The following is a 22,230-nucleotide window of genomic DNA, read 5'->3' as shown; positions in this document are numbered from 1 at the left end:
AGTAAAAGTAGTAACTGCTTTTATCTTTCGGGAGGGTTTATGGTCAAGCAGTCTGGTGGATACGACGCGCAGGGCACCCCACCCAGCTTCATACCCTCGGGCGCGCGCAAGCGTCCGGATACGGGCCGGGTGCCGGCCGCAACCAATCCGCCACAGACCCCTCCTGCATTTTCGCCTATCAAGCCGCGTAAACGGGCGGCGGGCCATCCGCCGGTCCAGCAACCGGCAACTTCAGTGGCTCCAGCAGTTGCAACTCCCAGGTCTTCACGTGCACCGCGTCAAAGCGCCGGTTCCTCCCGCGTCGCTTCCCCGGCACGTTCCTCCTCATCCCTGAATTCCGAAAGAAATTATGGCGGTTCCGTAATGCCACCGCAACGTCCCAACCGTGCACAGCCTTCAGGCTTCGGCGGCGAAGTGGCCAAGCCGCATAAAAAACACCACTGGATACTCACCACGTTATTGGTCATCATTCTGGCAATCGTTTTGGCGCTTTTCGGCTGCTGGAACTGGGCCAATTCCCAGCTTGACAAAACCGATTGGCTGACCGGCAAGGCCGACACCGACGGCACTTCCTGGCTGGTGCTCGGCTCCGACGAACGCGACGATTCCGGCATCGGCGGCAGCGCCGACGACACCCCCGGCTTCCGCACCGACACCATGCTGGTGCTTACCAAGCCAAAGCACGGCAGCTCCTCACTCATCTCGATTCCGCGCGATTCGCTGGTCAAGGTCAACGGAACCAGCATGAAAATCAATGCCGTCGCCGAAACACAGAGCAAGAGAACACTTACCGGCGAAGTCGAAGACATCACCGGGCAGAAAATCGATCATGTCGCCGAAATCAAGTTCAACGGCCTGACCAAGGTGGTCGATGCGCTGGGCGGGGTCAACCTCTGTTACGACACCACGGTCGACGACGCATACTCCGGACTCAACTGGCAGGCCGGCTGCCATGTGGCCGACGGCGGCACCGCCCTGGCCTTCTCACGCATGCGCTACTCAGATCCGAAAGGCGATTTCGGACGTGCCGAACGCCAGCGTCAGGTCATCGGAGCCATCATGAGCAAGGCCTCGTCTCCCGAAACGATGAAAAGCCCGGCGAAGGCACAGAAAGTCGCCAAAGCCGCCCTCTCTTCTATCGAAGTGGACAAGCAGACCAATCCGCTGACGCTGTTGTCGATGGCCATGGCATTCAAGGCCGCCACCGGCAAACAGGGCGTCTCAGGCTCAGTCTACTGGACCGACCCCGACCATTACGTCGACGGTGTGGGTTCCACCGTTCTTCTGGATGACACGAAAAACCTCGAATTGTTCGAACAGCTGGCAACCGGCACCCATAAGCCGGGAACGGTCGGGACCCTGGCGGAGACGCTCGGAAACAATTAAAATCTATCTTTCTGGCAAAATCCCTTGAAAAATTATCGTTTTCGTGATTATCTAAGTAGTGGAATGCAGTCGAGGACAAATAGGAAGGTCGTTAGCTTCTATGAGTAATGCGTTTGATTGGCGGGCCAAGGCGGCATGCCGCGACAAGGATCCCGAGCTTTTCTTCCCTGTCGGCAACACCGGCGCCGCCTATCAGCAAATCGAAGAGGCCAAGGCCATCTGCCGTACCTGCAAGGTCATCGACGCGTGCTTGAAATGCGCGCTTGACACCAATCAGGACTATGGCGTCTGGGGCGGCCTGAGCGAGGATGAGCGCCGCGCCCTGAAGCGTCGCGCCATGCGCGCCCGCCGCAGCCAGAACATGCAGATGCAGGTCTGATTTCGTTTGTTGCGCTGCACTTGGAAAGTGCAGCGCCAGTGAGTGACTTGTTTGTAGCTTCTTAACATCAAATGTCCCTTCCGATTTGTTGGAATCGGAAGGGACATTTGTTGTGTCGTGCGGCTATGCATTTGTCTGCGCTCGGCCGACGAATCAGTCAAGCGACGAGACGCACGAATATCGGGGTATAGGCAACTCAATACCAGACTTGATATTGGGCTGGCAGCCATACCACGCATCGCGGAATGGCTGCCAAGCTATATTCAGTACTCCCTCTCGTCGCCTTCCTGCGCCGCACGCAGGTTGATGTCGAGGATGACGCGCGTGCCGCCGCCGTGGCGTTCGTCCCAACGCACAGTGCCGTTGAAGTCGTTGGTCACGAAGGTGTTGATGATCTGCGTGCCGAGCCCGGAACCGGAGGAACGGGCCATGCCATTGTCTTCTTCCGCGGCCAGGCCGGAGCCGTCATCTTCGACGACGACGTTCAGATGATTGCCGCTGCGGCCCACGGAAATGGTGATGTTGCCTTCCTTGCGGCCTTCGAAACCATGCTCGACGGCATTGGTGATGAGCTCGGTCAACACCAGCGAAAGCGGCGTGGCATCCTGCGCCGGCATCATGCCGAACTTACCGATGTAACGAATGTGGATGTGCTGGTCGTCCATCGTGGCAAGGTCAACACTCATCTTGAGCAAATTCGAGATCACGGCGTCATAGTCGACAATCTCATTGACGGTCTGGCTCAGGCCCTCGTGCACGGTGGCGATGGTCTGGATACGTCGTTGCGCCTCCTTGAGTTCGGTTTTCACCTCCTGCGATTTCGTCTTTCGCGCCTGCAGGCGGAGCAATGCAGACACAGTCTGGAGATTGTTCTTTACCCTGTGGTGGATTTCGGAGATGGTGGCGTCCTTCGTTTGCAGTTCCTGTTCGCGACGACGCAGTTCCGTGACATCGCGGCAAAGCACGATGGCGCCGGCACGTCCTGTTTCGTTGTAGAGCGGCAACGAATGCATCGAGACCATGGAATTGTTGGCGTCGAGCTCACAGTCGGCGGCCGCCTTGCCGCTCAGGACCAGCGGCAGGGTCTCTGGGACCGGGTCGTTGGGATGGAGCAGTTGCGTTCCTATTTCGCTTAAATAGTGTCCTTCCATTTGGGTGATGGCACCAAGCCTGCGGAAGCAGCTGATGGCGTTGGGCGCGGCATATTTGACGATGCCGGTGGGGCCGAGGATGATGAAGCCGTCCGAGACCCTGGCGTTGTGCTGCTGGCTCATCAGTGCGTCATGATAGGGGAATTGCCCACGAGGAATCATTTCGAAGAGCATCTTGCCGGCATTGATGCTTTCGGATTCGTAGCGGCCGTTGGATTCACGGGTCGACATATTGGTCTCGCGCACCACCACGCCAAGCGTCTTGTTGCCGCAACGTATCGGAGCGTAGACGTTGCAGACACTCGATTTGCCGACCTGGTGCAACGTCGTGGTGTGTAGTACCCCTTTGGCGTTCATCGCGGTGTCGATCTCATCGACTAGGTTCGGCGAGACCTCATTGCCGACTGCATCATCGCTGCGCATCGTCATCACGGTGGATGGGCGGCACTGCTCGGCGACGATGTATTTGCCGTCGTCACGCCGAAGGACCAGCAACAGGTCCGCAAAACTCAAATCGGCGATGACCTGCCAGTCCGCCACCAACAAATGAAGCCATTCACGATCGCCTGCGTCGAAATCGGACTGCGCGGCGAGAATCTCATCAAAATCAGCCATAGTTCAATGATACTATGAGTCGGTTTCGCCGGGTGTTGTCGGTCTTAAAAAATATGTCACCAACTCAGGTTACGATGTCGTAAGTTACGTTTGCGTAGGCGGAGACCAGTTATCTGGTTTTGAGCATTTCACAGCGTATCGCCCGATGTAGCAGGTAATTGAAACAACAGGAATAGTTGAGACTTTGGAGGGACCATGTCCAACAAGTCCGTCAAAACCATGGCAGACGGCACCATAGCCATCAATACGTATCATCATGCCTCCGGGCAGGGCGACAGCAGCAACTTATCGTCAAAAACAACGAAGCAAAACGGATTGGCCAGGAATAATACAAATTCCCCTCGCTCCGGCAAACCGGCCAAGGACCCCAAAGACATCAAAACCACTGTTACCAAGGCGCAGCAGCAGGCCATGGAAGCCAAGGCCGAAGCCATCAGAACGGTGGCGCACAGCAAGGCCGACACCATCCGCCGCAAAGCCGAGGAGCGTGCAGCCTACGTCATCGCCCAAGGCGAAGTGAAGGCCGCCGAAACATTGGGCATCACTCCCCCGCCCATGCCTGGACGCAAGGTCCGCCTTGACGTTCATGGACGGCCGAAGCCGTTGCTGCGCGGCTGGATCCACGCCGTGGCGGCGCCGCTCTCACTCGCCGCCGGTATCGTGCTCATCTGCCTGGCAAAAGGCACGGGGCTCAAATGGGCATGCGCCGTCTTCATGGTCTGCTCGATGATCCTGTTCACGAACTCCGCCGCCTACCATTTGGGCGATTGGTCGCCCAAGACCACCGACATCCTGCGCCGCATCGACCATATGAATATCTTCCTGTTGATCGCCGGCACCTACACCCCGGTCTCCTTCGCCCTGACACCGAACTGGCGCAACGGGGTGATCGGCGGGATGTGGGCCTGCACGCTGGTGGCGCTCTTGATTCACGTCATCTGGATTAACGCACCACGCTGGCTTTATACAGCGGTCTACATCATCTTTGGCGTCTCCGGCGTCGCCTTTCTCGATCTCTTCTGGTTCTCACCTTACGCGGGCCCGGCGGTGGTCGTTCTGCTCGCTGCGGGCGGCGCCTGCTATATCGCCGGGGCCATCGTCTACGCGCTGCGCAAGCCCGACCCATGGCCGCGCGTCTTCGGCTTCCACGAGATTTTCCATTTGGGCACGGTTGCCGGTTACGCCTGCCATATGGTGGCCATCTACATGGTCATCGTCAACCTATGGTAATGCCGAAAACCTTTCGTCTTAGAAAGATTTTCCCGTATAATCCCATAGAACTGTTAACGACGTTTCGAGACCATTTTCCATACCTTCATTCTTTCCATGCTTCATAGGCAAACGAAAGGGTCTGAACCCACGATTGCATGGATTCAGACCCTTTTCATATTTATCGATATGACAATATGCCGATAAAACAGGTGAACAAAAGCCGGCCTTACTTCATCGGCTTGGAGTCCTTGATCTTCACCTTGATCTCACGACCGTTCGGGGCTTTGTAGGAGACCTCGTCGCCTTTCTTGGCACCCATGATGGCCGCACCGATGGGCGACTCAGGGCTGATGACGTCGTAGTCGGTGGCCACAGCGATGTCGCGGGAACCGAGTACGTAGTTCATCTCCTTGCCGGCGAGCTCGAGCGTGACCAGCGAGCCGTTGCCCACCTTGCCTGCCGGCGGGGCCTTCAGGATCTTGGTGTTGCGCAGTTTGACGATGAGCTCGTTGATGCGCCCCTCGTTCTTGCCCTGTTCCTCACGGGCAGCCTGATAGCCGCCGTTTTCGGAAAGGTCACCTTCGGCGCGCGCCGTGGCGATGCGCTGGGTAATCTCGTCGCGATAGTCGCCCTGACGGTAGGCCAGCTCCTTCTGGAGCTTGTCATAGGCCTCTTGCGTGAGCAGAATGGTCTTTTCTTCCTCTGCCATGATTCTTCCTTGCCTTTTTATGGTTTGTTTTACGTTTTGTGCCCGGCTTGTACCGGAGAAGCCAAAATAAATTTGGCCGGCGCGCTGGCCGGCCAATCGTATTGGATTCCCCTGGCTTCAGCGCGTGGAAATGATGTCGATGACAAACACCAGCGTGTCATCTCCGCCTATTCCGGCCTGTGGCATGCCCTGCCTGCCGTAACCGTATTCCGGCGGGATCGAGACCACCAGACGCGAACCGACGTTGTGTCCGGGAACCGTGCGGTCCCACCCTTTGATGACCTGGCCGACACCGATGCCGAAACTCGCCGGCTGATGACGGTCGAAGCTCGAGTCGAACGGTTCTTCCTTGCCCCAGACCACGCCGTGATAGTTGACGGTTACATTGTCTCCGGAACGGACCATCGGACCGTTGCCTTCGACCAGTTCCACAGCCTTGAGACCGGCCGGTGCGGGAGTATCGGGGAATTCGATAACGGGTTTCGCGCCGAACTCGGCATTTACCTCGGGCATGTTCGTAGCCATACGTAGGCCTCCTTGTTGTTTTACAATGACATTAGGTTAGCACTTCCCGCACCCCGATGTTCGTCGATAGGCCGAAAGTGCACAGAACCTACGAGAGGAAAATCGTTATCATTTCCGAACAAGCTGCCGAACCATTCGCTGCGAATACGGCGAGTTGCCGGTTCGCCGCATTGTCAGCATTCGACGACATTGACGGCAAGACCGCCTTCCGAGGTCTCCTTGTACTTCGACATCATGTCGGCGCCGGTGTCTTTCATCGTCTTGATGACCTGATCGAGGCTGACCATGTGCTGGCCGTTACCGAGCAAGGCCATGCGTACCGCGTTGACGGCGGTGTTGGCGGCCATCGCGTTGCGCTCGATGCAGGGAATCTGGACGAGGCCGGCCACCGGGTCACAGGTCAGCCCCAGATGATGCTCCATGGCCACTTCCGCCGCGTTCTCGACCTGCCGCGGCGTGCCCTGCATCACTTCGCAAAGCCCTGCAGCCGCCATCGAAGCCGCGGAACCGACTTCCCCCTGGCAGCCGACCTCCGCTCCGGAAATGGAAGCGTTGCGCTTGAAAAGGTAACCGACGGCCCCGGCGGCCAGGAGGAAGCGGATGACGCCATCCTCGTTCGCTGTTCCGGCGAAATGCCAATAATATTCGAGCACCGCTGGGATGATGCCTGCCGAACCGTTGGTGGGGGCGGTGACGATGCGGCCACCGCCGGCGTTCTCCTCGTTGACCGCGAGCGCGAAAAGGTCGACCCACGTGCATTCGGAGGATTCGAGCAGGGCGGCGGGTCTACGCACATTATGCGAAAGAATGTCGGCGTTGCCGGAAAGCTCACGGTAAATCTTTGGTGCGCGTCGCGGCACGTCAAGGCCGCCGGGCAGCGTGTGTTGAGTGGACATGCAGCCGTTCTTGACACAGTCATCCATATGATGCCAGACGTTCAACAGCGCATCCTTGACTTCTTTGGGCGAACGCGTGGCCGTCTCATTGGCCCATACGATTTCGGAGATGCTTTTGCCTTCGCGCTTGCAGATTTCAAGCAGCTCGTCCGCGCTGGCAAAGGGATAGGGCGCTTCAGGCGGAAAATCATTGCTGCTGTCGACGCTCGCCTCTTCAGCAAAGGTCGTGCCCTTCGGCGCCTTCTCATGGATGCCGATCAAAAGGTCGTCGGGATGACCTTTGCGTACGAATCCGCCGCCGATGGAATACCAGACCTGCTCGTCTATTTTCCGGCCTGTTTTGTCGAACGCCTCGAAACGCATGCCGTTGGGATGGGCGGCGAGCATCTTCCATTTCTCGAAGATGACGTCCTTGCTGTAATCGAAATCAATATTATGTTTGCCTCCGAGGTTGAGCCTGCCGGTGTTCTCGCACTCTTCCCTGATGGTCGCCAAATGCATCGTGTCGACTATGGCCGGCACGTCGCCTTCCAGACCCGCCATGGTGGCTCTGTCAGTGCCGTGGCCGAGACCAGTCATCGACAGGGAACCGTAAAGCGTGGTCTTGACGCGACTTACGCGACCGAGCAGGTCGCGCTCGTCAAGTGAGGTGACGAAATTCGAAGCAGCCACCATCGGGCCAACGGTATGCGACGAGCTCGGCCCGACGCCGATTTTGAACATGTCGAGAATTGTGAACATATCCCTATTTTAACGTCACTCTATGTGCAACACGTTTCTTTGTGTGCGAACCCACAAAATATCGGTTATCGATTATCCGTCAGAGACAATCTGATTCCGTTTTACTTGCTGGCTGTCGTGAGTTCCGGTTTCACAAACAGCACAACCAGCGCGCACAATATCGTCATCGCGGCGATGAACAGGAAGGCGCCGGTGAACGAGCCGCCCGCGGACTTGACCATATTGCCGAGGATGGTCGGGGCGAGGAAGCCGCCGATCGTACCGCCGGTGTTGATAACAGCGATAGAGGAACCAATGATTTCGGCGTTCATAATCTTGTGCGGCCAGGTAAAGATACCGGTGAAGGCAAACATGGAGACCAGGCTCATCAGCGCGAGCAGCACCATCGATATCACCAGACTGCTCTTGCCCACGAAGATGAAGATCACGATGAGCACGGCGGTAATCAGACAGGAACCAATAATGGCCATGCGCTCCCGGCCGAGGAACAGCTTGGAGAGCAGGGAACCCGAGAAGATAGTGGCCAACATGGTGAAGATGGAGTTGAACGCCAGCACCAACGCGGCCTTCGTCGTACTCAATGCGAAAGTGGTCTTGATATAGGTGGGCATCCACGACATCTGGCCATAAAGCATGACATTGATGAACAGCATCGCGATGAATAGGACGATGACGTTACGGTTCTTGATGACGTCTTTAAAACCGGCCTTGGGGGCGTCGGCTTTGGCGGCTTCCGCATTGCCGGCCTGAGCTTCGGCCCGAGCCCTTTGTTCTTCTTCAGCCGCGCCACCGTGCGAGGGCACGAAGAACCAGATGAGGATGACGGAGACCAGATAGAGCGCGCCGAGGACGGCATAGGCGAGACGCCAGTTTTTATCGACCAGCACGCCGCCCAGGGTGAAGGCGAGGATGCCGCCGATGCCGGAGGTGGAAAGAATCAGCGACTGGACGAACGTGCGCTTTTTAAGCGGGAAGTTCTCGGCAATCGACTTGGTGACGCTCGGCGGATAGCCACCATGGCCGAGACCCATGCAGAAACGCATGACAATGAAAAGGATCAGGCCGCCCATGGCTCCGAAGAGGAAGGCGAAAACAGCGATGAAGGTAAGCGAGCCCACCAGCACCTTTTTGGCACCGATGCGGTCGGCCAGCCAGCCACAGGGAATCTGCATCAAAGCGTATCCCAGGAAGAAGAACGACATGATCAGGCCAGTCTGGCCGGTGTCAAGCCCGAACTGCTTGCCGATGGGCATGATGGCCAACGAAATCATGCTCTTGTCCATGTAGACCACGGAATAGCCGGCCATCAGCGAGACGATGATCATCGCGCCGCCACGTTTTGCCGTATCTGCTGTCGGTTTGCCTTCTACAGTCTCAGCCATGTATATCGCCTTTCAAGTAAGTAAAACATGAATTATTTTACCCGCAGAAATGTCGCCAAGGTTACAAACCGATACTTTATGAGACAGAGTACTCCCGGTGGGACTCGAACCCACAAGCCAATGGCGGCTGATTTTAAGTCAGCTGCGTCTACCAATTCCGCCACGGGAGCACATCGACAAATGCCGACAAGACGTTATTATGCCACATCCGCTCTACCACTAACAGGGCACAATATAATACAAAACACCATACAATATTACAAAATTGATAATCCTAAAACCATCAGCTGTTTAGCATTCTCATGCCGTAATCAAGGACGATGCCGTCCAGAAGGCCATGATCACTGGAAACAAAAGAATCAATCGGGGTGCCGTGGTCGCGTTGCGCGGCCTGGGAAACCTTGGTCAGCACGTGGTTCCAAACCAGCGCTCCCCCGCCGACCACATCGATGCGGCCGGGATGGATGGTCTTGTAGGTGGCGCGTTCGGCACGGGTCATGTTAAGGAAGCGGTCATCGACTGCGAAAATGTCCTTGTACGAAACCCGTACGCCGTCGACGGCACGGTGGTCGTATGCCTTCAAGCCCAGTACCAGCGCAGTCATCGTGGTGACCGTTCCGGAAACGCCAATAATGGTACGCGCTTTGCCAGCAGGTACGTGCTCGAACGCTTCATTGATATACCGGTCGATATCCTCGCTCGCCTCGGCGATTTCGTCTTGCGTCGGCGGATCAGTACGTAAGTGACGTTCCGTCATCCGAACCGAGCCGATGTTCATCGAGAATGCTGCTTGTACGCTGGTGGCCGGCGCGGACTTGCCGTCGCCACCCATCACCATTTCTGTGGAACCACCACCAAGATCTACCACCAGATACGGCGCCTCAAGCCCCTTGCGCGGCACGCTGCCCGTAGCCCCAAGGAAGCTCAGCGCGGCTTCTTCCGTTCCGGGAATCACTTCGGGCCGTACGCCCAAGATCGATTCGATGCCGTCCTCGAAATCCTTGCGGTTTTCGGCATCACGCGTCGCCGAAGTGGCCACGAAACGCAGGCCGTCGGCCGGATGCTCCTTCAAAACTTTTGCGAAATCACGAGCCGCAGAGTAGGCGCGTTCAAGCGCGTCTTCGGCGAAACGATGCGTTTTGTCGACATCCTGACCGAGCCTGATGACCTGCAGCACGCGTGGCACGACGTCTTCGACACTGCCGTCGGCAAACACCTTGGAAACCTTGAGACGTATGGAATTGGTACCGCAATCGATTCCGGCAACGGTCACAAAATCCTTGGTTTCATCTCGCATTTCAGCACCATCCGTTTTTCGCTTCATCTTGTTTCGCTGCTTTAGACATTATCCGTCAGACGCAACATTGTGAAGCTGGTCTCCGCCCGTCAACAACCTTATCCGTGCCGCGACACGCATGAAGCTGCAGATTCAGTCCAGTTCTGTAGTGCAACGGCAGACCTTCGGGTCAAACTCGCCGGCGATACGCTTCATCACCATATCGCCTATGGGGTTGACACCCTCTCCCATCACCAATGTCTGCGCCACCAGCGCATGCAGACATTTGACACGTACGGGCATACCGCCGGCGCTTGTGCCTGCGATGTGCTCCTCGCTGTCGCCAAGCCGGGTCGCCAAATCGTGGCGGAAGGCAAGATAAAGCCGGTGCGCACGCTCATATTGCGCGTGAATCGTCTCGTCATGCTGTACCAAGTCGGTATAGTGTTGCATCGAACCATCCGCTTCGACGCGCGAAACGGCCTTGGTCGCCTCCGGGCTTGTCAGATAGCACGTTGTAGGGAACGGTGTGCCATCGGGCAACACGGGACGCGTCACCACGGCCAGCGGTCTGCCGCACACGCAACGCGCGCCCACAGCGACCATGCCACGCGGGAAACGCCCAAGTTGCTTTTTGACCAAAGCGACATCGTCATCGCTGGCCTTGTCCGCCATCACGCGGTCCACCAGTTCCTTGGCTTGCACCTCGAGGCCGGCTTCGTCGATCTGAATCGGCATCGCACCTGCATTTTGCGCAACGGTTTGGCGTTCGCCACCTTCTACGCTCGGATTTGCGGATTTCAAAGATTGGGATTGCTCTTTTTGCACGCTGTTCCTTATCGAATATCATTCTGTCTTATTTATATAAAAATTATCAGTATTTGACATACCTAGAACATGCCTATATGGGCGCGTTCAGATTTTTATCGAACGCAACGCCAAGCACCAATGTCAAATGCGCCGCCAGTTCCAACTATCGCGGAACCGTTCATTTCTTACCGCCGCCGCTCTGTGAACCGGAACCAGCACCCGCCTTTTGACCCTTGTTCTGTGGATTTACGGCGTTCTTTTTATCGTTGTTGCCCGCCTGATTCGCATTGTCAGTCTGGTTGGTATTATCGTCAGCATTCGGCGTGCCGTCCATATCCGGTTCGGAATCACTTTGCCCGCCCACAGCCTTGGGCGTCGTGACCTCGCCAGACTTGTTCTTTTTCAACGGCTCATCGGCTTTCTTGAAGCCGTACGCCAGTTCACGATACCAAGGCAATGCCGGCTTGTCCGAACTGACATCATCCTGATCGGTATTGTCCGATTTCGGTTTGACACCGGTGACCGCTTCGGGATGTTCAACATGGATGGCTTGCTCTCCGGGGAAGACGAAGCCAAGCCGTTCACGCGCCTGCGCGGTGACGTAAGCGTTGTCGTTCCAACGGGAGATATCGTTCTCCAGATTCTGCTTTTGCGATACCAACGCGGCTTCCTGCCGCTTCAATCCATTGAGTTCGGCGAGATTCAAGGCATAGCTATGAAACGTAGCCACCAGTTGAATAGCGCCCAGGGCCACGATGAACACCGCGATAAAGAACGCTATCGGGCCGGAACCGCGCGACCCGCTGCGCTTCTTGTCGCTCTCGGCTTTGCCTTTGCCCTTGCTTTTCGTAGTGCCCATAAGACATAAAATACCCGTCACATTCGACTCCATGGAGTCAATGTGACGGGCAAAGCTCACAGCGCAAACACGCGCCGTGATTGGCTAGCAAAAACTACTTGACGTACTTTTTGCAGGCCTTGAAAGCGGAATAACCAGCGTACTCGGCGGTGGAGCCAAGCTCCTCCTCGATCTCGAGCAGGCGGTTGTACTTCGCGATGCGCTCACCACGGGCAGGAGCACCGGTCTTGATCTGACGGGTGTTCTTGGCGACGGCGAGGTCGGCGATAGTGGTGTCCGGGGTCTCGCCGGAACGGTGGGAAACCATGGAGGTGAAGCCGTTGGCCGTGGCGAGCTCGATGGCGTCGAGCGTCTCGGTGACGGTGCCGATCTGGTTGAGCTTGACCAGCAAGCTGTTGGCAGCGTGCAGGTCGATGCCCTTCTGCAGGCGCTTCGGGTTGGTCACGAGCAGATCGTCGCCGACGAACTGGAGCTTATCGCCCATTTCGGCGGTGATCTTCTGCCATGCAGGCCAATCCTCTTCAGCGAACGGATCTTCGATGGAGACCAGCGGATACTTGGAGACGAGCTCCTTGTAGTAATCCAGCATGTAATCGGCATCGCGGTCGGCGCCGTCGAAGTGATACTTGTTGGTCTCCTTGTTGTAGAACTCGGAGGAAGCCACGTCGAGGCACAGGCCGATCTGGCGGCCGGGCTCGTAACCCGCGGCCTCAATGGCCTGCATGATGTACTTGAGTGAATCCTCGTTGGTCTTCATCTTCGGGGCGAAGCCGCCTTCGTCGCCAAGACCCGTGTCGTGGCCGTCCTTCTTCAGGATGCCCTTGAGGGTGTGATAGACCTCGACGCCGGCGCGCAGCGCGTCGCTGTAGGTTTCGAAGCCGTAGGGGGAAATCATGTATTCCTGAATGTCGGTGGCGAAATCAGCATGCGCACCGCCGTTCATGATGTTCATGTTCGGAACCGGCAGGATGTGGCCGTTGGTGCCGCCGATGTAGCGGTAGAGCGGCAGTTCTGCGGATTCCGCGGCGGCGTAGAGCGCCGCGAGAGAAACACCGAGGATGGCGTTGGCGCCGAGCTTGCCCTTGTTGGGGGTGCCGTCGAGCTCGATCATGGTCTCGTCGAGGGCGCGCTGGTCAGTGGCGTCCATGCCGATGACCTTGGGCGCGATGGTCTCGTTGACGGCCTTGACCGCTTCGAGAACACCCTTGCCGTTGTAACGGGACTTGTCGCCATCGCGACGTTCCCACGCTTCGGCCTCACCGGTCGAAGCGCCGGAAGGAACCAGGCCGATGCCTTCGGCACCATCAACGGTGTCAAGCACTACCTTGACGGTCGGGTTTCCGCGGGAATCGAGAATTTCGCTGGCATAAACGCTTTCAATTGCTGCCACAATTACTCCTTAAAGATGGACTTTCACTAACACTCCCAAGATTAATGCGTTTGATGGACGTAAACAGACAAAATTAGGCATTATTTGTGAGCGTTAACATATCCATGGCTAACAACGATATCCACAGCTTGCCGTTCAGTTCTGCTTCGGTTTGCCCGTCCACGCCAGATCCTCGAGCAACTGGTCGGTCCAGCCCATCACTTCGGGGCTGGTCATCGGCTTGCCGCCGAGCGTCCCGCCGAATGGTGCTGGGATCAGGAGCGTGTGGGTTACGGGGCGGTATTGCGTGCCCTTGTAGATACGCGAGAGCCGTATCTGCAGGGATTCGGGCGGGTCGATCTTGGCGACGCGTACACGGTTGCCTTGTGTGACGATTTCGGAGACACCGAGTGCACGGGCCTTGCTACGGAGGCGAGCAACGTCGAAGAGCGTATCGAATTCCTCGGGAAGCGGGCCGTAACGGTCGGTGAGCTCCTCGCGTAGTTCGGTGAGGTCGTCTTCGGTTCTGGCGCTGGCCAGCTTGCGGTAGGCCTCGAGACGCAGCTTGTCCGAATCGATGTAGTCGACCGGGATCGACGCTTCAATCGGCAGGTCGATGGTGACGGCCACGGATTCTTTGCGTTCCGGTTCCTTGTATTTCTCGACGGCATCAGAGACCATGCGCACGTAGAGGTCGAAGCCGACGCCCTCGATGTGTCCGCTCTGCTCACCACCCAGAAGGTTGCCAGTGCCACGCAGCTCAAGGTCCTTCATCGCGACATCAAATCCGCTTCCGAGCGCAGTGTTCTGGGCGATGGTGGCCAAGCGGTCGTGCGACTGCTGGGTCATGGGCTTGCTGGGGTCGTAGAGGAAGTAGGCATAAGCGCGTTCGCGGCCACGGCCCACCCGGCCACGCAGCTGGTGAAGCTGGCTTAAGCCGAAGCGATCGGCATGGTCGACGATCAGCGTGTTCGCGTTGGTAATATCGAGGCCGGTTTCAATGATTGTCGTACAAACAAGCACATCGATATCGCGGTGCCAGAAGTCCTGGATGATGTTGTCGAGCTGCTTCTCCCCCATCTTGCCGTGCGCAATGCCGATTTTCGCCTCCGGCACCAGTTCGTGAATCTTGGCGGCGACCTTGTCGATATCGTTGACTCGATTATGAACGTAGAAGACCTGGCCTCCGCGCAAGAGCTCTCGCCGAACCGCTGCGGTGACCTGCGCATCCTCGTAAGCGCCGACGTAGGTAAGCACCGGCAAACGGTCTTCAGGAGGCGTGGCGAGCGTCGACATCTCACGGATGCCGGTGACAGCCATCTCGAGCGTTCTGGGAATCGGGGTAGCAGAAAGGGAAAGCACGTCAATATTGGTGCGCAGTGCCTTCAGCGTCTCTTTGTGTTCGACACCGAAACGCTGTTCCTCGTCGATGATCAGCAGACCCAAATCCTTGAACTTGATTTTCGGGTTCAGAAGCTTGTGCGTGCCGATAACGACATCGACAAACCCGGATTCCAAGCCTTTGAGCGTCTCATCGATCTCTTTCTTGGTCTGGAATCGGCTCATCGCCGCCACGTTGACCGGGAAGCCCTCGTAACGCTCGGTGAACGTCTCATAATGCTGCTGCACCAGAAGCGTGGTCGGGGCCAGTATGGCCACCTGCTTGCCGTCCTGCACGGCCTTGAACGCGGCTCGCACCGCGATTTCCGTCTTGCCGAAGCCGACATCGCCGCAGATCAGGCGGTCCATCGGCACGGGCTTCTCCATGTCGGCCTTGACCTCGTCGATAGTGGTGAGCTGATCGGCAGTCTCCTGATATGGGAAAGCGTCTTCCAATTCCTTCTGCCACGGGGTGTCGGGGCTGAACGCAAAGCCCTTGGCCTGCTGGCGAGCGGAATAGAGCTTGACCAGGTCATCGGCGATCTCGTGGACGTGCTTGCGGGCCTTGGCCTTGGTCTGCGCCCAGTCGGAGCCGCCGAGCTTGTTGAGCTTGGGCTTGTCGGCACCGATGTATTTGGAGATCTGGTCGAGCTGGTCGGTCGGGATGAAAAGCTTGTCCGGCGGCGCGTTGCGCTTGGACGGGGCATATTCGATGACCAGATATTCGCGAGTGGCACGGTTGGCGCCGACACCGGTGGTGCGCTGGCGCATCTCGACGAATTGGCCGATGCCATGCTGCTCGTGGACGATGTAATCGCCGGCCTTGAGCTCCATCAGATCAATAGCCTTATGGCGACGCCGCGGGGTCTTCTGCTGGGCCACGGCGCTGGTCTTGCCGGTCAGGTCGCGTTCGGTAAGCAACGCGAATTTGGCGGCGGAATCGATGAATCCGTCCATGGCCTGCGAACGCACGGTGTCGAACCGCGTCACGCCGGTCTGGCCGAGCGCACGCTTCAAACGGGACAACGTGCCGTTGGCGGCAGCGGTAATCGTTACCTCGAAACCGTCGTCAATCAGACCCTCGACACCCGTCTTTGCGCGCTTTTCGTCACCGCGATATTCCTCGGGAACCGACGCATCGAGCTGGACTTGGCCAGCCATGGTCTTGTCGACGCCGAAACTGGTGAGCCGCCACACGTCGTGGTTGGAGAATTCCAACGAACGGATGGTCTCGTCGAAATCGAGGAAACTCGCCTGGTCGAAGCTGATGGGTGCACCTGCTCCGTGACCGCTTGCGGCCACATGCCAACTCGCGGCAAGGAACTCATTGGCGGTTTTGGCAAGATCAGCGGCGGCGCGGCGAAGCTTTTCGGGGTCGGAAAGCATGATGACCGCGTCGCGGGGCAGCATCGTGGCCACCGGCTGCATGTCGTCAATCAGAGCGGGAATCAGCGATTCCATACCTTCCACCGGAATGGAATCGGCGATGGATTGCAGCATATCGTCGGCGTTGGGAATCCGGCCAATCAATGATTTGGCGCGGGTACGAACCTTGTCGGTCAGCTGCAGTTCGCGGCATGGCGTGGCCCAGACGACATCGATGCCGTCGCCGTACGTGCGCTGGTCGGAGGCGTGGAATTCCTTGATGGTGTCGATCTCGTCGCCGAAGAACTCGATACGCACCGGATGCGGAAGTGTCGGCGAAAACACATCGACGATGCCGCCGCGCACCGCGAACTCGCCGCGGTTGACGACCAGATCGACACGGGTATACGCGTTTTCGACCAGACGTGCGGAAACCTCGTCCAGCGGAATCTCGCTGCCGACTTTGAACACCAACGGTTCCACGTCGCCCAAACCGGCGACCACCGGCTGAATCAGCGAACGCACCGGCATCACCAGAATGCGGATCGGGCCGAACATTTCGCTGCCGTCTTTCGGGTGGCAGAGCCTGCGGAAGACGGCCATACGGCTGGCCACAGTGTCGGCACGCGGTGAAAGGCGTTCGTGCGGCAGGGTTTCCCAAGCCTCGAGCTGGCTGACTTCATTGGGGTCTCCCCCATACCACGAACGGATGGAGTTGACGGTTTCCTCAGCCTCGCGGCTCGAAGACACCACCATCACCACGGAGGAATATTGCGCACGCGCGGCAGCGAGCGCCGGCCTGATGCCCTCGGGAGCGCCGACGGTCAACGCTTGGTCGGCCGCACCTTCCGGCGGCTCAATCTCACCGGCCAGCAGATCGCGAAACGCCCCGTCATCGTCAAGACGCGGCAGAAATCCGGCAAGTGCACCGGACATATCTTGCAATTGTTCTTCTTTTTTAGTGTCTTGACCCGAATTTTTTACCGGTTTCGTTGCTGGCTTCGATGGAGACGTTTCTGCTTTATCCTTGCTCTTACGATTCGATACTTTTACGGAACGGCCCTTCGTTTCAGCGGCCATTGAACCGCTCCTGCGCCTCGCTCATGCCTTCAAACATGATGGTTTCCACCGCGTCAGCACCATCGGCGAGGAATTCGGGAAGCTCCTTGCGTTGGGCCGCAGAGAAGCCGCCGAGCACCCAGTTGATGGTATTTTCGTGGGCATGCGGTCCACGAGCAGCGTGGCCGGTACCCATACGGACGCGCGAATACTTGTTGGTGCCCAGCGATTTGTCGATCGAGCGAATGCCGTTGTGACCGCCTGCAGAGCCGCCGGCTTTCACCTTGATACGTCCGAAATCGAGATCCATATCGTCGTGGATGGCGATGACGCGGCTTGGATCGATATCGTAATACTCTGAGATCGACGAGACCGCATCGCCGGAATCGTTCATATAGGTCAGCGGCTTGGCGAGGAAGAACTTCATGCTTTTGCCGCTGAGGTTCATGATACCTTTGCCCAGTTCGGCCAATCCTTTATGATCACTAAGATTCACCGACCAGCGTTCCGCCAAGACATCAGCGACCATGAACCCCATGTTGTGGCGGGTGCCTTCGTACTTCTTGCCGGGGTTGCCCAGTCCTGCAATCAACCAGAATTGTGATGCCATCTCGCGCTACGTTCTTTCTTTTCGGCGATATACAAGCGATATCTCAGGTCTATTCTCACAAACCGCCTGTATCCGGGCATGACAAAACGCCCCGAAATGCGGTTATCTGACATCCATCATACCGATTCCAAGAGACGCTTAGCTACGCCTACCGGTGAACGCATGAAGCTGCAGACAATCAACCTGCTGCTATCACAAATCGAGGTACCAGTAAGACATGTCGAGATAACCGTGACCGTCCCAGCAAGCCTTAGGAAGGAAGCCGTAACGGGTGAAGCCGAAATGCTTCATCAGAGCGATGGAGCCGGAGTTACTGGCAAAAATCAGTCCGATGGCCTTGCGATTGCCGAGTTCCTTGGCTTTGTTGATGAGCCAGGAGACCATCTGGGTACCATATCCTTGATATTGCGCGGCGGTGGCGATGTAATAGCTCAGCTCAACAACTCCGTCGTAACCGGCACGGGGATGGAAACGCGACAGGGAGCCGAAACCGACCACTTTCCCACTCTCGTCTTCCAAGACGACCACAGGAAAATCACGGCGCGGTTCATGTTCAGCCACCCACTCACGACGCTGGTCGATGGTGCGAGGTTTCAAGTCGGCGGTGGACCCACCAGCGACAACCGCCTCGTTGTAGATGTCAGTGATTGCCTGCAAATCGCTGTCCTGCGCCGCTCGAATCATGGCTGCCCCTATTCCAAAACCTAAAAACTTATCCAAAAGTATACGGCTTGGACCTGTCCGAAAGTAAGCCGTTCAGACTCGCCAGAAACCGTAACGTTAAAACCTCGTTCGAAACCGTAACGTTTAGATATGGTAACGGCGTTATATGAACAGCAAATGAAACACTGCCGTTCGTATAACGCCGTTATCGTAATCTACCGCTTACCGGTTTACCGGATTCGACAGCCTGTTACTGCTGACCTTCCGACTGCAAGGCGCGGTTCAACTGATCGTTAAGCTCCTGCTGGGCCTTGCCGTAGGCCGCCCAGTCGCCCTTCTTCATGGCAGCGTCCGAGTCCTTCATCGCCTGGCTGGCCTTGCTCAAGGCGTCCTTCAGGTCTGGATTGCTGGCAGCGTTTCCGGACGTACCGGACGTACCTGAGGTGCTGCTCTTGCCGCTGGTGTCACCTTGAGTGGCGGAACCACCTGAAGAAGTGTCGCCGGTAGAAGAATCACCGGACGACGAATCGCCAGCCGCAGCAGCGCCACCGCCCTTGTTCTCGGCGTCGCCCGCAGAAGCACCGGAATCGCCGCCGAAGACCTGATCGAGCGCCTCATCCAGCGTATCGGCAAATCCGACCTGATCGCCGAAGGCCACCAGGACCTTCTTCAGCAAGGGGAATCCAGTGCCACCGCTCGACTGCACATAAATCGGCTCGACATACACCAGTCCTCCGCCAAGCGGAAGGGTAAGCAGATTGCCCTGCACCACGTTGGTGGATACCTTGCTATTGGATTCCTTGCTGCCCAAAAGATTGAGCTGCGTGGCCACAGTCGCATTGGTATTGAAATTGTTCTGAGCCTGCCCCGGTCCGGGTACGTTCGCATCCTTTGGCAACTCCTGGAGCCGTATCGTTCCATAATTCGGACCGATTTTGCCCTTCTGACCTCCCGCATCGGAATCCACCGACAGGAAACCGGTCAGATTTTCCCTTCTTACCGACGAATTGCCGGCCGGGATGTATGTCGAGGTCAACGAGAACAGCGGACGCTTCGACCCTCCGGTTTTAAGGGTCAGGTAATAGGGAGGCTGCAGCACATTGTGGTCTCTCTTGGTAGGAGATTCCGTAGGATCGACCGGGGTCTGCCAGAAGTCCTCGCCCGAGAAGAATTGTTTTGCATCGCCGACGTGATACTTGGCAAGCAGCTGGCGCTGAACCTTGAAGAGGCTTTCCGGGTAACGCAAGTGGCTCATCAACTGGCCGGAAATATCCGAGATCGGATGGTATTGGCCCGGGAAAATCTTCTGCCAGGCCTTGATGACCGGATCCTTCGTATCCCAAGTATAAAGGTCCACCGAACCATCGTAGGCATCCACCGTGGCCTTCACCGAGTTGCGGATATAGTTGGCGGGTTGCGAATTGAGCCCTTGCACGGTCTTGGAAGTGATCGTGGTCGAATCCTGCGTGGCCACGCCAAGATCGGTCATCTGCGAATACGGATAGGCGTCCGAAGTCGTATAGCCGTCGACGATCCATTTCACGCGTCCGTTGACCACCGCCGGGTACACACGTCCGTCGAGTGTCAGGTACGGAGCGACCTTGGCCACGCGGTCACGCGGGCTGCGATCATAGAGGATTTGCGAGTCGGAAGTGACGCGGTCGGAGAAGAAGATCTGGTCGCTGCCAAAGCGGATGGCGTAGAGCAGACGGGTCAGCATGTTGCCAACCTTCGGCCCACCGTTGCCATCGAAGGTGTTGGAAGCGCCGGTGGAGCCCTTCGGATAGTCGAACTCCCAAGGAGAGGTGCCCTTGGGCGAGCCGACGATGGAGTATTCCGGCGAGTTCGGCGAGAAGTAGATGCGCGGCTGATAATGCTGCGTCTTCGTCAACTTGCCCTGCGTCGGGATGCCGGATTCGAAGAACTCGGGGTTGCCGTCACTGGTCACCTTGTTGCCGTAAGCGGCGACGACGCCATAGCCGTGCGTGAAGACGGTATGGTCGTTGACCCAGTTGCGATTGTCATTGCCGTTGACGTTGAGCTCGCGTGCCGCGATCACGGTATCCTGGCTATGCCCGTCGATGTCGTATTTATCGACCGCCAGCGAATCGGCGAACATGTAATACTGCTTGGACTGCTGCAGCTGCTTAAACGTCGGTGAAATGACATCGGGATCAAGCAGACGAATCTGCGCGGTGGTCTCCGGGTCGCTTGCGAGCGCACCGGACTGGCCGTGGGTGGTGGCGTTGTAGCTGCCAACCTTGACCTTGTCGAGGCCATAAGCCTGTTGCGTCGCCTTGATGTTGCGGGCGATATACGTTGATTCCATTTCCTGCTCGTTTGGGCTGACCTTGAAGCGCTGCAGAAGCGTCGGCCAAAGCATGCCGAGTACGACGGCGACAACCGCGACGGCGGCGATGGCAATCATCGGCACGCGCCAGGCCTTGACGGCGGCGACCACGCGGACGTCCGGTGAGGCGGGTCCGTCGAAGGAGTGGGAGCGCATGAGCCAGATGCCAAGCAGAAGGCCGAGAATCGCGGTGAGTCCGGCGAGAATGAAGGTGACCGGAACGTTGGCGTGCACTGTGGTGTAGTCGGCACCGGTGAAGCGGTCGCCGACTTGGGTCAACGTGTTGAAGACGCCGATGACCTGGCGTACGGACCAGGCGAGCATGTTCAGAATGAACCAGACGCTGATCTGACGGCGCGCGTACTTGGTCATGGTCATGATGCCGTGGCCGTTGACCGGCATGGTCACACGGATACCACCCATGGCGAAATGGGTGATCACCGAGAACAACAAGCCGAAGAACAGCAGCATTCTGAGCGCTGAAAGCATCAGATTCACGCCGGGAAGAATGAAAACGTAGAAGCCGTTGTCAATGCCGAATTGCGGGTCACGCACGCCGAATGGCTGGGCGTGGAACATCAGCAGGACCTCGGACCAGTTCGAGTTGAATTGGGCACCGAAAATCAGGCCGACAATCAGAGAGACGATCACTGCCACTTTCCTGGCGGATTTCGAGCTAACGGACTTGCCGACTTCGACGACATCGCCACGAACGCGAATCTTGGAGCCGTCAGCGGAATCCGGGCGCTTGCGAATAGCCATGGTGGCGGCGAAGTAGCTCACCAGCGCCATCAACACGGCGAAGGCGACCCACAGGCCAATCTTCGTCCAAAGCTGTGTCCACACCACCGATTGGAAACCTAGCTGGCCGTACCACATGAGATCGGTGACGAAATGGTCAAGACCGAAGATCAAAGCAAGGATCAATACCACGACCACGACCACGCCGATGAAGACCTTCGTCGACTTGGATGTGCCCTTTGGCTTGTAGTTCGCCCGGCGCGTGAGACGAGGGTTGCCATTACCTCCTCGCGACGGCCAGAAGTCGCTTGCCGAAAAATTCGGACGCCGACCACCGCTGTTGGCCTCGTCGTCCCCATCGGTATGGATATGCAGAATCTTCGGGTCGTCGTCATCGTCTTGCTGACGGCCACGGTTGAAACCATCGCGCGGGTCCGGGAACCTGCCAAAAAAGTCAAAGAAAGACATGCCTCAATCGTACCGAAAGGTGTCGCCCGTCACCTTTGAGCGAATCACACCATCACCAAATGCTATTTATCGTCAAAACTTAATGTATCGAGCCGAGCCATCATTGCCCGAACCCACCTTAAGAAAAGCCGAATAACCCACCATACCGTCCCCTGTTATATAGTGAGCGTCATCAACGCGCATCTTGCGATGACATTTTTGCAATAGAAAAATATTCAGGAGTCAACATGCCTCAAGCAAAGACCGGAGCCGTCGAGCCAAAAGCCAACGACGCCTCGCAGCAA

The 22,230-nt window shown here is 57.4% G+C and carries 15 protein-coding genes, 1 tRNA gene and 1 pseudogene; 3 read left to right on the top strand and 14 right to left on the bottom strand.

Annotation, left to right across the window (positions count from 1 at the left end; genetic code table 11):
• Window positions 1–39 precede the first annotated feature (39 nt).
• Together OZX72_RS03705 and OZX72_RS03700 are read left to right on the top strand one after the other, a co-directional pair.
• A complete protein-coding gene (locus OZX72_RS03705; RefSeq protein WP_277159060.1) occupies window positions 40–1,386 on the top strand; it encodes an LCP family protein in 1,347 nt (448 codons plus the stop codon).
• Window positions 1,387–1,486: 100 nt separating this feature from the next.
• A complete protein-coding gene (locus OZX72_RS03700; RefSeq protein ID WP_277144447.1) occupies window positions 1,487–1,765 on the top strand; it encodes a WhiB family transcriptional regulator in 279 nt (92 codons plus the stop codon).
• Window positions 1,766–2,028: 263 nt separating this feature from the next.
• On the opposite strand, the gene OZX72_RS03695 is transcribed toward OZX72_RS03700, so the two are convergent.
• Window positions 2,029–3,531, bottom strand: a complete 1,503-nt coding sequence (locus OZX72_RS03695; RefSeq protein WP_277159059.1) for a PAS domain-containing sensor histidine kinase — start codon at window positions 3,529–3,531, stop codon at window positions 2,029–2,031.
• Window positions 3,532–3,726: 195 nt separating this feature from the next.
• On the opposite strand from OZX72_RS03695, the gene OZX72_RS03690 reads away from it, so the two are divergent.
• Entirely contained in the window at window positions 3,727–4,761 is a 1,035-nt protein-coding gene (locus OZX72_RS03690) for a hemolysin III family protein (RefSeq protein WP_277159058.1), read from the top strand.
• A gap of 208 nt (window positions 4,762–4,969) precedes the next feature.
• On the opposite strand, the gene greA is transcribed toward OZX72_RS03690, so the two are convergent.
• The 13 genes and pseudogenes from greA to OZX72_RS03625 form a co-directional block, all read right to left on the bottom strand.
• Window positions 4,970–5,452: a transcription elongation factor GreA gene (gene greA / locus OZX72_RS03685; protein WP_277159057.1), complete on the bottom strand. Its 483-nt coding sequence runs from the start codon at window positions 5,450–5,452 to the stop codon at window positions 4,970–4,972.
• 117 nt (window positions 5,453–5,569) lie between these two features.
• Entirely contained in the window at window positions 5,570–5,977 is a 408-nt protein-coding gene (locus OZX72_RS03680) for an FKBP-type peptidyl-prolyl cis-trans isomerase (RefSeq protein ID WP_277159056.1), read from the bottom strand.
• Window positions 5,978–6,150: 173 nt separating this feature from the next.
• On the bottom strand, window positions 6,151–7,614 hold the full coding sequence (locus OZX72_RS03675; RefSeq protein WP_277159055.1) for an L-serine ammonia-lyase: 1,464 nt from the start codon (window positions 7,612–7,614) through the stop codon (window positions 6,151–6,153).
• A gap of 101 nt (window positions 7,615–7,715) precedes the next feature.
• The gene (locus OZX72_RS03670; protein ID WP_277159054.1) at window positions 7,716–8,996 is read right to left on the bottom strand and encodes an MFS transporter; all 1,281 of its coding nucleotides are present in this window, start codon (window positions 8,994–8,996) and stop codon (window positions 7,716–7,718) included.
• A gap of 89 nt (window positions 8,997–9,085) precedes the next feature.
• Window positions 9,086–9,166 (bottom strand) — tRNA-Leu (locus OZX72_RS03665).
• A 113-nt stretch (window positions 9,167–9,279) separates the two neighbouring features.
• Window positions 9,280–10,293, bottom strand: coding sequence for a Ppx/GppA family phosphatase (locus OZX72_RS03660; RefSeq protein ID WP_277159355.1), 1,014 nt, complete (start codon window positions 10,291–10,293; stop codon window positions 9,280–9,282).
• Between the two features lie 132 nt (window positions 10,294–10,425).
• Window positions 10,426–11,010: a DUF501 domain-containing protein gene (locus OZX72_RS03655; protein WP_277159354.1), complete on the bottom strand. Its 585-nt coding sequence runs from the start codon at window positions 11,008–11,010 to the stop codon at window positions 10,426–10,428.
• Between the two features lie 463 nt (window positions 11,011–11,473).
• A pseudogene (locus tag OZX72_RS03650) lies at window positions 11,474–11,941 on the bottom strand (septum formation initiator family protein); the annotation flags it as partial.
• A 94-nt stretch (window positions 11,942–12,035) separates the two neighbouring features.
• Window positions 12,036–13,331: a phosphopyruvate hydratase gene (gene eno, locus OZX72_RS03645; RefSeq protein WP_277159052.1), complete on the bottom strand. Its 1,296-nt coding sequence runs from the start codon at window positions 13,329–13,331 to the stop codon at window positions 12,036–12,038.
• 135 nt (window positions 13,332–13,466) lie between these two features.
• Window positions 13,467–16,991: a transcription-repair coupling factor gene (mfd, locus tag OZX72_RS03640; RefSeq protein ID WP_277159051.1), complete on the bottom strand. Its 3,525-nt coding sequence runs from the start codon at window positions 16,989–16,991 to the stop codon at window positions 13,467–13,469.
• Window positions 16,992–17,124: 133 nt separating this feature from the next.
• Window positions 17,125–17,724: an aminoacyl-tRNA hydrolase gene (pth, locus tag OZX72_RS03635; RefSeq protein WP_277159050.1), complete on the bottom strand. Its 600-nt coding sequence runs from the start codon at window positions 17,722–17,724 to the stop codon at window positions 17,125–17,127.
• Window positions 17,725–17,916: 192 nt separating this feature from the next.
• Window positions 17,917–18,408, bottom strand: coding sequence for a GNAT family N-acetyltransferase (locus tag OZX72_RS03630; protein ID WP_277159049.1), 492 nt, complete (start codon window positions 18,406–18,408; stop codon window positions 17,917–17,919).
• Between the two features lie 229 nt (window positions 18,409–18,637).
• Window positions 18,638–21,946 (bottom strand): UPF0182 family protein, encoded by a 3,309-nt coding sequence (locus OZX72_RS03625; protein WP_277159048.1) that lies wholly within the window; start codon window positions 21,944–21,946, stop codon window positions 18,638–18,640.
• Window positions 21,947–22,230 lie beyond the last annotated feature (284 nt).

It is taken from the genome of Bifidobacterium sp. ESL0769 (genome assembly GCF_029395495.1).
Classification (GTDB): domain Bacteria; phylum Actinomycetota; class Actinomycetes; order Actinomycetales; family Bifidobacteriaceae; genus Bifidobacterium.
This window is presented reverse-complemented; position numbering and strand designations above follow the sequence as displayed.